This window comes from Methylibium sp. Root1272 (genome assembly GCF_001425905.1).
Lineage (GTDB): Bacteria > Pseudomonadota > Gammaproteobacteria > Burkholderiales > Burkholderiaceae_C > Methylibium.
Window position 1 is genome coordinate 1 of record NZ_LMDY01000019.1, and the last position, 14,081, is coordinate 14,081.

16 protein-coding genes are annotated in these 14,081 nt (G+C 68.4%); 1 reads left to right on the forward strand and 15 read right to left on the reverse strand.

The features are described 5' to 3' along the window. The 8 genes from ASC67_RS19320 to ASC67_RS19355 all read right to left on the reverse strand — a co-directional run. Positions 1–288: hypothetical protein (locus tag ASC67_RS19320; RefSeq protein ID WP_235566397.1), on the reverse strand; the 288-nt coding region annotated here is incomplete at its 3' end. A 38-nt stretch (positions 289–326) separates the two neighbouring features. Then, on the reverse strand, positions 327–1,115 hold the full coding sequence (gene dmpH / locus ASC67_RS19325) for a 2-oxo-3-hexenedioate decarboxylase (protein ID WP_056326030.1): 789 nt from the start codon (positions 1,113–1,115) through the stop codon (positions 327–329). Positions 1,116–1,128: 13 nt separating this feature from the next. Next, complete coding sequence (dmpE, locus tag ASC67_RS19330; protein ID WP_056326032.1) at positions 1,129–1,914, reverse strand: 2-oxopent-4-enoate hydratase; 786 nt, start codon at positions 1,912–1,914, stop codon at positions 1,129–1,131. A 24-nt stretch (positions 1,915–1,938) separates the two neighbouring features. Then, positions 1,939–2,820 (reverse strand): alpha/beta fold hydrolase, encoded by an 882-nt coding sequence (locus tag ASC67_RS19335; RefSeq protein WP_056326035.1) that lies wholly within the window; start codon positions 2,818–2,820, stop codon positions 1,939–1,941. Between the two features lie 10 nt (positions 2,821–2,830). Continuing rightward, on the reverse strand, positions 2,831–4,285 hold the full coding sequence (locus ASC67_RS19340) for a 2-hydroxymuconic semialdehyde dehydrogenase (RefSeq protein ID WP_056326039.1): 1,455 nt from the start codon (positions 4,283–4,285) through the stop codon (positions 2,831–2,833). Between the two features lie 25 nt (positions 4,286–4,310). Further along, positions 4,311–4,751, reverse strand: coding sequence for a heme-binding protein (locus ASC67_RS19345; protein ID WP_056326042.1), 441 nt, complete (start codon positions 4,749–4,751; stop codon positions 4,311–4,313). Positions 4,752–4,898: 147 nt separating this feature from the next. Next, positions 4,899–5,831: a catechol 2,3-dioxygenase gene (locus ASC67_RS19350; protein ID WP_056326048.1), complete on the reverse strand. Its 933-nt coding sequence runs from the start codon at positions 5,829–5,831 to the stop codon at positions 4,899–4,901. A gap of 30 nt (positions 5,832–5,861) precedes the next feature. Beyond that, positions 5,862–6,224: a 2Fe-2S iron-sulfur cluster-binding protein gene (locus ASC67_RS19355; RefSeq protein ID WP_011829871.1), complete on the reverse strand. Its 363-nt coding sequence runs from the start codon at positions 6,222–6,224 to the stop codon at positions 5,862–5,864. A 202-nt stretch (positions 6,225–6,426) separates the two neighbouring features. On the opposite strand from ASC67_RS19355, the gene ASC67_RS19360 reads away from it, so the two are divergent. Then, positions 6,427–7,326, forward strand: a complete 900-nt coding sequence (locus tag ASC67_RS19360) for a LysR substrate-binding domain-containing protein (protein ID WP_056326051.1) — start codon at positions 6,427–6,429, stop codon at positions 7,324–7,326. Between the two features lie 19 nt (positions 7,327–7,345). Here ASC67_RS19360 and ASC67_RS19365 read toward each other — a convergent pair whose 3' ends face one another. The 7 genes from ASC67_RS19365 to ASC67_RS19395 form a co-directional block, all read right to left on the reverse strand. Beyond that, on the reverse strand, positions 7,346–8,404 hold the full coding sequence (locus ASC67_RS19365; RefSeq protein WP_056326056.1) for an NADH:ubiquinone reductase (Na(+)-transporting) subunit F: 1,059 nt from the start codon (positions 8,402–8,404) through the stop codon (positions 7,346–7,348). Between the two features lie 13 nt (positions 8,405–8,417). Beyond that, positions 8,418–8,780, reverse strand: coding sequence for a phenol hydroxylase subunit P4 (locus tag ASC67_RS19370; RefSeq protein WP_011829874.1), 363 nt, complete (start codon positions 8,778–8,780; stop codon positions 8,418–8,420). 10 nt (positions 8,781–8,790) lie between these two features. Then, a complete protein-coding gene (locus ASC67_RS19375) occupies positions 8,791–10,374 on the reverse strand; it encodes an aromatic/alkene/methane monooxygenase hydroxylase/oxygenase subunit alpha (protein WP_056326060.1) in 1,584 nt (527 codons plus the stop codon). Positions 10,375–10,420: 46 nt separating this feature from the next. After that, positions 10,421–10,729, reverse strand: coding sequence for an MmoB/DmpM family protein (locus ASC67_RS19380; protein ID WP_056326065.1), 309 nt, complete (start codon positions 10,727–10,729; stop codon positions 10,421–10,423). Between the two features lie 33 nt (positions 10,730–10,762). Beyond that, positions 10,763–11,761 carry an aromatic/alkene monooxygenase hydroxylase subunit beta gene (locus tag ASC67_RS19385; RefSeq protein ID WP_056326069.1) on the reverse strand — a complete coding sequence of 333 codons (999 nt, stop codon included), beginning with the start codon at positions 11,759–11,761 and terminating at the stop codon, positions 10,763–10,765. Between the two features lie 47 nt (positions 11,762–11,808). After that, on the reverse strand, positions 11,809–12,096 hold the full coding sequence (locus ASC67_RS19390; RefSeq protein WP_200946985.1) for a phenol hydroxylase subunit: 288 nt from the start codon (positions 12,094–12,096) through the stop codon (positions 11,809–11,811). A 286-nt stretch (positions 12,097–12,382) separates the two neighbouring features. Next, positions 12,383–14,035, reverse strand: a complete 1,653-nt coding sequence (locus ASC67_RS19395) for a sigma-54-dependent Fis family transcriptional regulator (protein WP_056326077.1) — start codon at positions 14,033–14,035, stop codon at positions 12,383–12,385. Positions 14,036–14,081 lie beyond the last annotated feature (46 nt).

A 14,081-nucleotide genomic window follows, 5' to 3' on the forward strand; every position in this document is an offset into this window, starting at 1 on the left:
GCTGCCGTCGGCGCAGGCGGTCAGGGCAATGACGGAGGCCGGCGAGGCCAGGCGCTGGCGGCTCCAGCTGCGCCCCGCATCGGCCGAGCTGACCAGCGCGCCGCTCGCGGTCCCCGCCACCAGGACCCGGCCGTTGCTCGACGCCGACTGGAAGGTGTCGGTCCTCAGTACCGGCTTCTGGCGCTCGGCCTTCACCGCACTGAAATCAGGCGCCTGCATGCACCCGCTCAGACCTTGCAGACCATAGAGCAGCAGCAATGTGCTCAGGCCTCGACAGATGGTGTTCATGGTGTGTCTCTCGTCTCTCTTGTTCTTCTGTTCGGGTCTCAGACGAAACGCATCGACACGCTGCCGAGATCCTGGAAGCGCACGTTGACCGCGTCGCCCGCCTCGACCGCGATCGCCTCGGTGACGCCGCCGGTCATGATGAAAGTGCCGGCCGGGATTTCCTGCCCGCGGGCGCCGAGATGGTTGGCCAGCATTGCCACCGCCGCGGCCGGATGGCCCAGCACTGCGGCACCGGCCGCCATCGCGACGACCTGGCCGTTCTTCTCGAGCACCACGCCCAGCGTGCGCAGGTCGAGCTCGGCCAGGTCGCGCATGCGCCCGCCGACGACGAAGCGCGAGGCCGAGGTGTTGTCGGCCACCACGCTCTTCAGGTCGAACTTGAAGTCGCGGTAGCGCGAGTCGATGATCTCGACCGCCGGCACCACGAAGTCCACCGCGGCGAGCACGGCGCCGACGTGGCAGCCCGGCCCCCGCAGCGGCGCCTTGGTGACGATGCAGATCTCGGCTTCGACCTTCGGGTGGATCAGCTCGGAGGTCTGGATCTCGCCGCCATCGGGCCGGCTCATGTAGTCGCTGACGAAGCCGAACACCGGGCTGGTCACGCCCATCTGCTTCATCTTCGCGAACGAGGTCAGGCCGGCCTTCAGGCCGACGGTCTTGTGGCCGCGCGACTCCTTGCGACGGCGGATCTCGTCCTGGATCGCGTAGGCATCGTCCCAGTCCATGCCGGGGAAGTCGTCGGTGATCTTGGTGACGTCGCGCGCCTGCAGTTCGGCCGTTTCCAGGTGCTCGGCGAGCTGGGCGATGGTCTTGGCATCGAGGTTCATGGAGTGTTCCCGCTCATTCGACGAATCGCACCGAGGCGCCGCCGAGGCCCCCGACGCTGCAATACAGGCTGTCGCCGGCCACCACCGGCACGAGCGGTGATTGCGAACCCGACAGGATCACGTCGCCGGCCTTCAGCGCGATGCCGAGGCGGCCCAGCGTGTTGGCCAGCCAGGCCACGGCATTGACCGGCGACCCCTGCACCGACGCTCCGGTCGAGGTGCTGACGATCTCGCCGTTCTTCTCGAGCACCATGCCGGCCAGCGCCAGGTCGAGGCGACGCGGGTCCTTGCGCACGCCGCCGAGCACCAGCACGCCGCAGGAGGCGTTGTCCGCCACGGTGTCCTGGATCTTGATCTTCCAGTCCTTGATGCGCGAGTCGACGATCTCGAAGCACGGCATCACGCAGTCGGTGGCGCGCAGCACGTCGGCCGCGGTGACGCCGGGGCCCACCAGGTCGCGCTTGAGCACGAAGGCCACCTCGGCCTCGGCCTTCGGCGCGATCAGCGTGCTCATGCGGATCGGCTCGCCCTCGTTGAAGGCCATGCTCGAGAGCAGATGGCCGAAGTCGGGCTGGTTGACCTTGAGCATGTCCATCACGACCTTGCTCGTCACGCCGATCTTCTTGCCGATCACGGTCTCGCCGGCGTCCAGCCGGCGCTGGATCATGCGCAGCTGGATCTGGTAGGCGTCGTCGATAGTGATCTCGGGTTCGCGCTCGGTCAGTGGCGCCACCGGCGTGCGATTCAGCAGCGCCTGGTAGAGCTCGTCGCCGTAGCCCTGGATGCGTTGGAGGTCCATGGTCTGGGGTCGGAAAGTGGGAATTCAGGCAGTGGCGCTGGCGCCGGCGGCGGCATCGGCTTCCGCGAGGAAGTCGCCGACCAGCCGGACGAAGCGCTCGGTGTGCTCGATCTGCGTCCAGTGGCCGCAGCGTCCGAACAGGTGCAGTTGGGCATCCGGGATCCACTGCGCCAGCGTCAGCGAGGTGCTCATCGGAATCACCTGGTCGTCGCGGCCGTGGATCACCAGCGTGGAATGCGGCAGCGCGCGGATCGCGGCCTCCGGGCTGGCGAGCGCGTCGACCCAGCGCTGGCGCGGCGCCGGGAACATGGCCCCGAACGACTCCTGGAAGCCGGGGCGGATGCTGGCCTCGTAGCGCAGCTTCGCGAGCTCGTCGTTGACGAGCCGGCGGTCATGCGCGAACACGTCCATGATGCCGCGCATGTTCTCGAACGACGGGGTGTAGCCCCACACCGCGTCAAGCCCCGGCGTGATCGGGAAGCGCACGCCGACGCTGCCCATCAGCACCAGGCGGCGCACGCGCTGCGGGTGGCGGATCGCCAGCGCGAGCGCGAGTGCACCGCCGAAGGAGTTGCCCACCAGATCGGCCTGCGCGATGTCGAGCGCATCGAGCAGGTCGACCGCCTGCTGCACCCAGGCGTCCATCGTGTAGACGCCCGCCTGGTCGGCCGGCTGAGGGCGGTCGGTGTAGCCGAACCCCAGCATGTCGGGCGCGACAACGCGGCGCTGCGTCGCCAGCCGCGGCAGCACCAGCCGCCAGTTGGCCCAGGCGCTGACACCGGGGCCGGAGCCGTGGACGAACAGCACCGGCGGTTGCCCGGGCGCCGACGTGCCCTGGTCATGCACATTGCTTTCGAAGGCGCCGGTGCGGACCTTCTTGCCGATCTCGGGATTCGCAGTGCTCATCGTCCGGCCCTCACAGCTTCACGCACACGTTGCGCAGCTCGGTGTAGAACTCGAGCGAGTGCACGCCGCCTTCGCGGCCGATGCCCGAGGCCTTGGCGCCGCCGAAGGCGGTGCGAAGGTCGCGCAGGAACCAGCTGTTGATCCAGCAGATGCCGACCTCGACCTGCCGGGCCACGCGGTGCGCAGTACCGAGGTTCTGGGTCCACACCGTGGTGGCGAGTCCGTAGTCGGTGGCATTGGCCAGCGCGATCGCCTCCTCTTCGGTGTCGAACGGCGTGATGTGGCAGCACGGGCCGAAGATCTCCTCGCGGATCACCGCGGCCGATTCAGGCAGGCCGGTCCAGATCGTCGGCTGCACCCAATGGCCTTCGGCCAGCACGCCGCTCATCTTAGGCACGCCGCCGCCGGTGACGACAGTGGCGCCCTCCTCCACCGCCTTGCGGTAGTAGCCCAGCACCTTGTCGCGGTGCTCGGCCGAGATCAGCGGCCCCAGGCCCACGCCGGGCTCTTCCGAGGGGCCGACCTTCAGCGCCTCGGCCTTGGCCTTCAGCGCCTGCACGAACTTCTCGAAGATCGGCCGCTGCACGTAGACGCGCTCGGTGCCCAGGCAGACCTGGCCGCAGTTCTCGAAGGCGCTGCGGGTGATGCCCGCCACCGCCTTGTCGAAGTCGGCATCGGCGAACACGATGCCGGCGTTCTTGCCGCCGAGCTCGAAGCTCACCGGCCGCACACCCTTGGCGGCCGCGGCCATGATGGCCTCGCCGGTGCGCGTCTCGCCGGTGAAGGTGATCGCATCGACGCCCGGGTGCTGCGTCAGGAAGGCACCAGCCGAGTCCGGACCGAAGCCGTGCACGACGTTGTAGACGCCCTTGGGGATGCCGACCTTCTGCATCACCTCGCCGAGCAGCGTGGCGGTGGCCGGCGTTTCCTCGGAGGGCTTGACGACCACCGTGTTGCCGCAGGCCAGCGCCGGGCCGACCTTCCAGGTCATCAGCAGCAGCGGCAGGTTCCACGGGCACACCACGCCGACCACGCCGACCGGCGTGCGCACCGCGTAGTTCAGCGCCTGGCCGCCGTCGGGCGTGGCCATTTCGAAGGTCTCGGCCGGCACGTTCTTGATGATGTCGGCGAACACCTTGAAGTTGGCCGCCCCGCGCGGAATGTCGATGTGCGAGGCCAGGCTCAGCGGCTTGCCGGTGTCGGCGATCTCGGCCGCCAGGAAGTCGTCGAAGCGGCGGTTGATCTCGTCGGCCACTGCATAGAGCAGCTCGACGCGCTTGAACACCGGCATGCGGCCCCACTCGCCCTTCAGCGCAGCGCGCGCCGCGGCCACCGCGGCATCGACCTCGGTGCGCCCGGCCTCGTGCACCAGGCCCAGCACGCGGTTGTCGACCGGCGCGCGGTTGGCGAAGGTCTTGTCGGTGGCGACGAACTCGCCGTCGATGAAGTTCAGGAACTGTTTCATGGTTGGTCTTGGATCACTGCGGAAATCATTGCGCCTGTTCGGCGAGCCCGATGGCGGCCAGCCCGGCCCGCGCACAGGCCGCGTCCTGCTCGGCCGAACCGCCCGACACGCCGAGCGCGCCGACGCGCTGCGCACCCTCGTAGGCCGGAACGCCACCGCCGAACACCACCAGTCGCGGTACCGCCGGCAGGCCGGCCTTCAGCGTTGCATCGCCTTCCAGCACCGGCCCCCAGCCCTCGGTCGGGAAGCCGAAGCTCGCCGCCGTGTAGGCCTTGTCGATCGCGATGCCACCCGAATGCAGGAAGGCGCCGTCCATGCGCAGGAAGGCCAGCAGCACGCCGCTCACGTCGACCGCCGCCGCGTTGACCCGGATGCCGAGGCCGCGCGCATGCGCGACCGCCGCCGCGACGGCGGCATGCGCCGCTTCGGACGAGAGGTTGCGCAAGGGAACGGTGGAAGATGTCATCTCGGTCAATCGATCATTCGGTCTGTCGGGTCGCCCGACGCTTCGGTTCGCCACGGCCCACTTCAGCAGACGCCGCGGGTCCGGCTTCGCCGGCCCGCCAGCGTCGCCCCCTTCGAGGGGGAGCGGCGCAGCCGCAACGGGGGTGGATCAAGTCACCACGCTCAGGAAGGCCTCGTTGAGCTTGCGGTCGTGATAGAAGATCGCGCGGCCCAGCTCGTCGTCGGTCCAGGTCAGCGTGGGGCGGTCCGGGTAGGCGATGTAGCCGCCGGAGAACACCTCGTTGCGGTTGCCGCTCGGGTCGAAGAAATAGATCGTCTCGCCGCGCGTGATGCCGTGGCGCGTCGGGCCGATGTCGAGCGAGACGCGCTTGCGCGTGATGATGTCGGCCGCCTTCAGCACCTCGCCCCAGTTGTCCAGAATGAAGGAGGCGTGGTGGAACTTGTTCTTCTCCGGATGGCGGATGAAGGCGATGTCGTGCGGCTTGTTGGAGCAGGTCATGAAGGCCGCGATCTGCAGCCGGTCCGGGCCGGCCACCACTTGCTCGGCCAGGCTGAAGCCCAGCACGTCGATGAAGAGCTTGACGGTGCCGTCGAGGTCGTCGCCGTACAGCAGGCAGTGGTCGAAGCGCGACGGCGACATGCCCTTGAGCCCGTCCGGGTAGATCTCGGGGTTCTCCAGCGGCATGCCGTTGCCGACCTTCTCCTTCTCGGCGAACAATTCGATCGAGTGCCCGGTCGCCACCGTGAAGCGGAAGCGCTCGCCGGTCTTGAGCATCTCGCCGGCCTCGATCCACTGCAGGTTGGTCGCCAGGCCGCTGGCCTTCACGTCGGCGGCCAGCTTCTTCAGCGTGGCCGGTGAGTCGACGCGGAAGCCCATGAAGTCCATGCCGGCCTCGTCGGCCTCGCGCAGCACCACGCTGTGGTGGTCGTGCTCGTCCCAGGCCTTGAAGTAGACGCGCCCCTGGGCGTCGCGGCCGGTCTCCCACAGGCCCATCACGTTGCCGTAGTGCTCGGTTGCCGCTTTCAGGTCGAGCACGCGCAGTTGCACGTGTCCGGGTCTCAGTACGCCAGTCATGGCCATGGTTGTCTCCTCTTGGGGGGTGGGTCGCGGTCAGGAAGTCGTCGATCGCTGCGCGGCACGCGCAGCGTCGAGGAAGGAACGGGCATGGCTGCGCTCGATGCAGCGCGCCATCTTCTCGACGGCGCACAGCCGCAGGTCGCTCTGCGGGTAGGCGCGGCAGGCCAGCACATAGCCGGCCGCCTGCTCGGCCACGCTGACGTGGGCGCGGCTCATCTTCTCGGTGCGCACGGTGCCGGTCTCGATGCGCACCTTGCAGACACCGCAGCCACCGCCGCGGCAGCCGACCGGGATGCCGCGGCGCGCCAGCGCCTCCATGCCTTCGAGCAGCGTGCGCGTATCGGCACAGCCATAGGCCTCGCCGGTGTTGTCGATGTGAACCTCGTAGTGCGACATGGCCTGCCTCAGACCTGCTCGCGCCGCGGTGCGCCGTTCATGCCTTGTCTCCTGACCGTGCGGCCGGTGCCACGTGTCTTTGCACGCGCTGCATCACGACCGAACGGTTGAAACGATAGGGTTCGCGTCCGATACTGTCCAATACTGCTTTTCGCAGAATCGATACCAATCCAGTATTGGCAAACCGACACGGAGCGCTCCGATGGAACTGAGACAGATGCGCGAATTCCTGGCGTTGGCCGAGGAACGGAACTTCCGCCGCGCCGCCGAGCGGCTGCACATGGCGCAACCGCCGCTGACCCGGCAGATCCGCGCGCTGGAGGAGGAACTGGGCACGGCGCTGTTCGTGCGCACGCCCAAGGGCGTGGAGCTGACCGAGGCCGGCCAGGTGCTGCTCGACGAGGTGCCCAACCTGCTGACGCTGGCCGGCCGCGCCAAGGAGCGCACCCAGCTCGCCGGCAAGGGCATGATCGGTCGCATCGACGTGGGCATCTTCGGCTCGGGCGTGCTCGACGTGATCCCGCGGCTGCTGGCGCGCTTCCACGCCGAGCGGCCGACGGTGGAGATCGAGCTGCACCACCTGAGCAAGGTGCAGCAGATCGAGGCGCTGCGCGACCGCCGCATCACGGTGGGCTTCAACCGCCTGTTCCCGCGCGAACCCGATCTGGTGATCGAGACCGTGCTGCGCGAGCGGCTGGTCGTCGGCCTCTACAAGAGCCACCGGCTGTGCGAGCAGCGCGAGATCACGGTGCGCGACATGGACGGCGAGCCGCTGATCCTCTACCCCAACTCGCCGCTGCCGGGCCTGGCCCAGCAGGTGGCCTCCGCGTTCCACCGCGAGGGCGCGCGCATGAACGTGGCGCAATCGGTGGAGGACGTGCTGACCTGCGTGGCGCTGGTGGCCGGCGGCTTTGGACTGTGCATTGCAACCGAGTCGACCGCGAGCCTGCAGCTGCCCGGGGTGGTGTACCGGCCGCTGAACTGCCGCTTCCTGAAGGACATCGAGCTCGCCTGCATCCACCGGCGCGACGATCCGTCGCCGATCCTCGCCACGTTCATCGATGTGGTGCGGGCGTTCTCCAGGGAATGGCAGGGCCGCTGAGCACATGGCGCCGACTCGCTCAGAGCTTTCTGAACAGCGGGCTGCGCGGCGCCGCGTTGGCGGCGTCGGCTGCGGTGAAGAATTTCTCGGTGTAGATGTCGCGCTCGAACAGGCGACCCTGCATCAGCGTGGCGATGCAGCCCTCGATCATCGGCGGCGGCCCGCACAAGTAGGCCGTGTGGCCGCGGAAGTCGCCGGCGAACCGCGCCTTCAGCGCCTCGTGCGCATAGCCGCGCGCGCCCGTCCAGGCCGAGTCCGGAGGCAGGTCCGACAACGCCGGCACGTAGTTGAAGTTCGGGTGTTTCTGCGCCAGCTGCTCGAACAGCTCGCGGAAGTAGAGCTCGCCCTCGTTGCGCGCGCCCTGCACCAGCGTGATCGGCAACGTGCTGCCTTCGGCCAGCAGATCGAGGATCATCGACTTGGGGCTCGACAGCCCGGAGCCTCCGGCCACGAAGATCAGCGGCAGTCCGGCCGACTTGCGCACGAAGAAGCGGCCGCTCGGCGCGGTGAAGTGCAGCGTCTGCCCGACCTGCAGCGTGTCGTGCAGCCAGCCGGTGGCGCGCCCCTCGGGCACGCGGCGGATGTGCAGTTCGACCAGGTCCTCGTTCGGCCCGTTGGCGATCGAGAACGCGCGCTCGCCGTCGACCCCGGGCACCTGCAGCATCACGTACTGGCCGGCCTGGAAGGACACCGGCCGGTCGGTCCTGAGCCACAGGCCGCGGATCGTGGGCGTGAGCATGCGCGCCTCGACCAACTCGGCCCGGTAGTCCTCCAGCGGCAGGAACTGGGCGTCGGGGTCCTCGTCGATGTCGGCCTCGACGACGATGTCGGTGCTGGCCGTCGCGCAGCAGGCGAGGATCTTGCCCTCGTCGCGCTCGAAGTCCATCAGCGCGAAGCTCGACGATTCGTTGTGCTCGCACTCGCCCTCGAGCACCTGGACCTTGCAGGTGCCGCACACGCCGTGGCCGCAGGCATGCGGCAGCCAGACGCCGGCGCGCAGGCAGGCATCCAGCACGGTCTGGCCGTCGCGCACCGCGACCGCCTGGCCCAACGGCTCGATCGTGATCTGAAAGCTCATGGGCGCCTCTCTCTCAGCTGCGCGAGCCCTGGATGCCGTGCAGCCCCGGCGTGCGGAAGCGGATCACCGACTTGTGCACCAGGCCGTTGTCCGCGAGCGACTTCTCCGGGTCGGGCTGGAAGGGCTCGCTGCCATGCGTCCAGACCGCCTTCGACCAGTCGACCTGGGCGAAGTCGGGGTGGCTGCCGTAGATGCCGGGCAGCACCTGCGACTGCAGCGCGCCGAACGGCATGGTGGCCGGCAGCGGCAGCGCCACCGGGGCGCAGAACAGCAGGTGCTCGTCCCAGCAGATGTAGAGCAGGCGGTTGCCGTGGAACTTGTCCTCGGTGTCCTCCACGGGGCCCGAGTAGCCGGGCTTCAGGGCGATGGTGGGCATGGCGGGCTCCTCAGGCGGCCTTGGGCTCGGCGGCAGGCGGCGTTAGGTCCTGGCCGGTCCAGCGTTCCCAGTTGTGGCGGTCGGGCGAGGTGTTGAAGTCGCCGCTGTCGGCGCCCGGCTTAATGTGGTAGTAGTCGAGCACCGCGGCCAAGGGGTTGAAGCCCGGCACCGTCGGGTCGGTGCCCTCGGGGAAGCAGTTGCCTTGGTAGATCTGGTGCACCGGCATCCAGGCCTGGACGTACTTCTCGGGCTCGTCCTTGAAGATGTCCATGCAGCCATCCGAGCAGCAGTGGTACTTCATGCCGTGGTACGAGGTCTCGCGCAGGCTGATGCGCGTCGGGTCCGACACCTCGGTGAATATGCACGGCACCTGGCACACCTGGCACAGCATCGGCAGCGTGTCGTTGCGCCACATCTTGCCGTGCTGCTTCTCGTAGGCAGCGAGCCATTCAAAACGCGGGCGGTAGACGGCGTCGAAGGTCGCCGGGTACTGCTGGCTCAGCCAGTCCAGTTCGTCGGACTGCGGCACCCAGGTGTTGAAGTCGGCGGCGTGGCCGTAGTTGTTGAAGGTGGCCCAGGCGATGTGCGACAGGTGGCCCTTCTCGGCCTGCGCGACCTCGTGGTACTTGGGCATGCGGATGCCGTAGCGGGCCAGGTCCTCGAACAGCGCGCCGCCGTTCTTCTCGAAGTACATCTCCCAGGCCTCGCTCCAGCTCATCACGCGCTTGGGCAGCATGTAGTCCATCATCATCGACACGAGCGTCAGCAGCCGGTAGCCGCGCCAGAACCACTTGTCGACCCACTTCTGGATGATCGGCACGTTGCCGGGGTCCTGCTCGAGCATGAACTTCACGACCTCGAGGCCCAGCGTCATGTGGCGCGACTCGTCGCTCTGCGCCGAGAAGCCGAAGGTCACCGTGGCCATGTCGCCGTTGAAGGCGGCGCCGCTCATGAAGGGCATGAACAGCAGGTTGGTCAGCACGTACTCGAAGGAGAACGAGATCGCGGTGACGAACTCGAACGGCCCCGCCGTCATCGCGTCCTCGAAGTAGGACTTGGGCACCGACAGGTACCAGATGCGGTCGTGCATGTACTGCGGGTCGTGCAGCCCGTCGAAGTACTTGTTGAAGTGGCTGATCGTGTGGATCTGCGTCTGCGCGTGGCGCAGCTCGTCGATCGACTGCATCTGCGCGGCCACCCGGGCACCGACGCCGCGGAACGAGCGGCCGGCCATCGCGTAGCCGCGGTGCGCGGCGTACTCGAGCGGCGACACGCCGGTCAGGAACAGCTTGAGGGTGTTCAGGTAGCGCGGGTCGCTGATGTTGAACTGGCCCTGGTTCTGCTGGAACGCGTCGATGATCGCGTAGAGCTTCTTCTCCTTCTCGCCCTGGAACTTCCAGTACGCGTCCATCGTCAGGCGGAACGGATCCTCCCACTTGTCCCAGTCGTGGATCTTGATGCCCTCGAACTTGTCGAACGGGAACACGTCGTCCATGGACTGGTAGGTGGTCTCCCACCCGAGGCCGCGCGTCATCATCGCGTAGCGTTCCTTGATGCCCAGGCGCTTGCCGGGCTTGGCGGCGGTTTGGCTCATGCGGATCTCCTGCTGCTGAGGGGGAATATTTCGGCGGGCGGGCGGCTCAACGGCGCGCGCCCCACTGGAGGGTGAACTCTTCGTCGGTCTCGTCGATGTTTCCGGACAGCGAGATCAGGCTGAGGTGCAGTTCCTGCACGTCCCAGCGCCGGCCGAGCCGTTCCTCGACCGACTCGCGGCGGATCACGAGACGCCCGGGCGCGTCGATCTTGACCATCGCCGGGTACTCCGAAACGGTCGCCTCGGGGTTGTCGGCGACGATGGCGTCGACGATGCCGCGCGAGATGTCATTGGTCTGAAAGGAGATGAACACGGGCTGTCGCGAGGCGCCTGCGGTGGGTGCGGTGGGGCTCATGGGGTGTCCTCGGTGGTCGGTTCTGGGGCGCGATCAGGCTGCGAGACGCAGGCGTGCGGCGCGGGCATCGAACTCGGCGCGCACGTCGGCAAGCGCTGCGGCGCCCTGTTCGCCGAGCGCCAGTGCTGCCAGTGGCCCGAGCGCGCGCAGCACCTCGTCGCGCCACATGGCGACCCACTCGGCCAGGCGGGCGGCGTTGGCGGGCGACTCCTCGGCCGCCGTCTTGACGGTGGCATCGACCCAGCGTGCGCTTTCCGCATACCAGTCGTTGATGAACTCGGTGAGCATCGCCAGCGCATTGCCGGTGCGCGGGCTGACCTCATCGACGTAGTGGCGGAAGATCAGCGGGTACAGCAGGCCGTCGAACACCAGGTTCTGCGCGACGAACAGCTCGAACCAGTCCTTCGTGACGAACAGGTTCTCCATCACGCGGCGTACGCCCTGCCAGGCGGGGTCCGACAGCCAGGCGATCTTGCCGGCGTCGAGCGAGCTGCCCTGGCTGCCGTCGAGCAGCAGGCCGATGCGCGAGAGCTGCTGCGCGATGCCCAGCCGGTCCATCGCCGCGTACGAGCAGGCCTGCGTGACGGCCGTGCCGTAGCCGTAGGCGCAGCAGTAGGTGTTGTTCATGTTGCTGCCCCACTCGTAGTGGCGCAGCGGCACCAGCACGCGGGTCAGCGAATCGCGCGCCGCGTCGTCGAGCAGGCCGAGCAGGTTGCGCTTCTCGGCGAACTCGAACTGCTTGTCCACGCCCTCCTGCTGCTTGGCGCGCGCCATCGTGTAGACGCCGTAGTAGAAGTGGCGCGGGTCCTTGAACGAGTACCAGTCCGCCATCACGATGCTGGAGCGGCGCACGTCGAACACGTGGTGCTCGGCGTCCCAGAGCGGGCGGTAGTGCCAGTTGGTCGTCGGCTGCATGTCCAGCGTCGCCTCCTGGTAGCGCGACGCGGGCTTGTCCGCGCCCAGTCGGCGCGCCACGTGCGCGAAGGTCTGGCGGATCGGATGGATGTCGGTGGTCTTGATGTCGACTTGCACGGCGTTGTCTCCTGTGGGCCTTCGTCTGTCTGGGCGATCGATCTCGATCAGTCGGTGATGCCGGGGGCGCCGAAGCGCCACTTCATGCGCTCGAAGTCCAGCCGCGCGCCCTCCTCGGCGCTCAGGTGGGTGACCTCGTGCGTCGCGCAGAACTCGCGGAACTGGTCGAACTGCATCACCAGCTCGACCGACAGCTCCGGGTCGCCGATCGCGAACTCGAATTCGACGAAGCGCTCGCCCAGCGTGCCGGTCACGCGCACGAAGCAGGGCTGTCCGGTCATCCGGGCCGCTGAATCCGTCGTCGACCGGACCGCCTTGGGGGGAGCGAGCTTCATTTGTTCAATCCATCACTTCGACCCCGGCGAACGGCCAGGGCGGACAGGTAAGGGCAACGGCCGTGCCACTCGCGCTAAGTGCTTGATTCAAAACACCTCGGTGCCGAGCTTGCGGCGAACCCAGGGTTGCCCCGGATACGGGCCTGATCAGTTGCTGCGGCGCAGCTTGATCATTTGATGAAGTGCCGGTGCAGCGCCGCTCTCGGCGCGAATGGCGCGCAAGAAAAAGCCGCCCGGCCGCCACGAGGCGACGGGGCGGCCCATGCCGCAGGCAGGCGGGGCGCGCTCAGCCGGTCGGCAGGCCTTCCTTCTTGAGCCGGTAGGCCAGCTGCGGACGGGTGATGCCGAGCAGGCGCGCGGCCTGCGACAGGTTGCCCTTGGCGCGCTGCATCGCCGCCTGCATCATGCGGCGCTCCAGCGACTCGAGGTCGATGTGGTGCTCGAAGGCCTCGTCGCACAGGCGGCCCAGGGCGTCGGGGGTGACCTCGGTCACGCGGCCCTTCGCATCGACCGTGCCCTCGCTCGCTCGCAGCGCCGGCTCGCCGAACAGGTGGCAGGCTTCGATCGGGCCGTTGGCCGGCGCCAGCAGCACGGCGCGCTCGACCACGTTCTCCAGTTCGCGGATGTTGCCGGGCCAGGCGTGGCTCAGCACCTGGCGCATCGCCTTGTCGGTCAGGCCGCGCAGCTTCTTGTTGTAGAGCTCACCGTACTTCTCCAGGAAGCGCTCGATCAGCGCCGGGATGTCGGTGGTGCGCTCGCGCAGCGGCGGGATGGTGATCGGGAAGGTGTTGAGCCGGTAGAACAGATCGCTGCGGAAACGGCCGGCCTGCATGGCCTGCTGCAGGTCGACGTTGGTGGCGGCGACGATGCGCACGTCGATCTTGGTGGCGTGCTCGGAGCCGAGCCGCTCGACCTCGGCGGTCTGCAGCGCGCGCAGCAGCTTCACCTGGGCCGCCAGCGGCAGGTCGCCCACCTCGTCGAGGAACAGCGTGCCGCCGCTGGCGCGCTCGAAGCGCCCGGCACGCGCCAGCTGCGCCCCGGTGTAGGCGCCCTTCTCCACGCCGAACAGCTCGGCCTCGATCAGCTCGTGCGGGATGGCGGCGCAATTGACCGCGATGAACGGGCCGCCGGCGCGCGGGCCGTTCTCGTGCAGCCAGCGCGCGAACATCTCCTTGCCCACGCCGGTCTCGCCCAGCAGCAGCACGGTGATCGCGCTGTCGGCCGCGCTGCGCAGCAGCTCGAAGGCGGCGCGGAAACCCGGCGACACGCCGATCAGCTTGCGGTCGTACTGGCGCCGCGCCTGCACCGCGCGCAGCTGCTCCAGGCCGATGCTGTAGTCGATCAGCTGCTGGCCGATCACCTGCGGGCGGAAGTAGCCGACGTACTGCTCGTCGCGCCAGGCCTCGGCCGGCTGGCCGATGATGCGGCAGCGGCTGTCGCCCTGGCTGCGGCACTCCATCTCCTTGAACACCACCAGCCGCCCCATGAAGGCGCTGGTGTAGCCCGAGGCGTAGCCGATCTGCGTCCAGCAGGCCGGCTCCTCGCCGAAACCGAAGTCGGCGATGTTGGCCTCGTCCTCCCAGGAGTTGGTCCACAGGAAGTCGCCGAAGAAGTGGCCGGTGGCGAGGTCCATTTCCAGCGCCACCTTCTCGACGCTGACCGCCCCCTCCAGCGCATGCAGCTGCGGCCCGAGCAGGAAGGCCTCCTCGTTGCTCTTGCCGCCGCCGCGCTGCTTGACCGCCAGCTCGCCATCGTGGCGGCCGGAGGCGAAGCCCATGCGCACCAGCAGGCCGCGGGCGCGCTCGACGCCCAGGGAGTCGAACAGTTCCTTGCGCAGCGCGGCCAGCGCGCGCGCGTGCAGCAGCAGCATGCGCTGCTCGTCGAGCCAGATGTGCCCGGATGCCGCACTGAATCTCAGCAGCGACAGAGGATCGCCCACGACAAATCTCCTGCAAGAGCGCGGCCGGGCCGCACGGGCGGGGCTC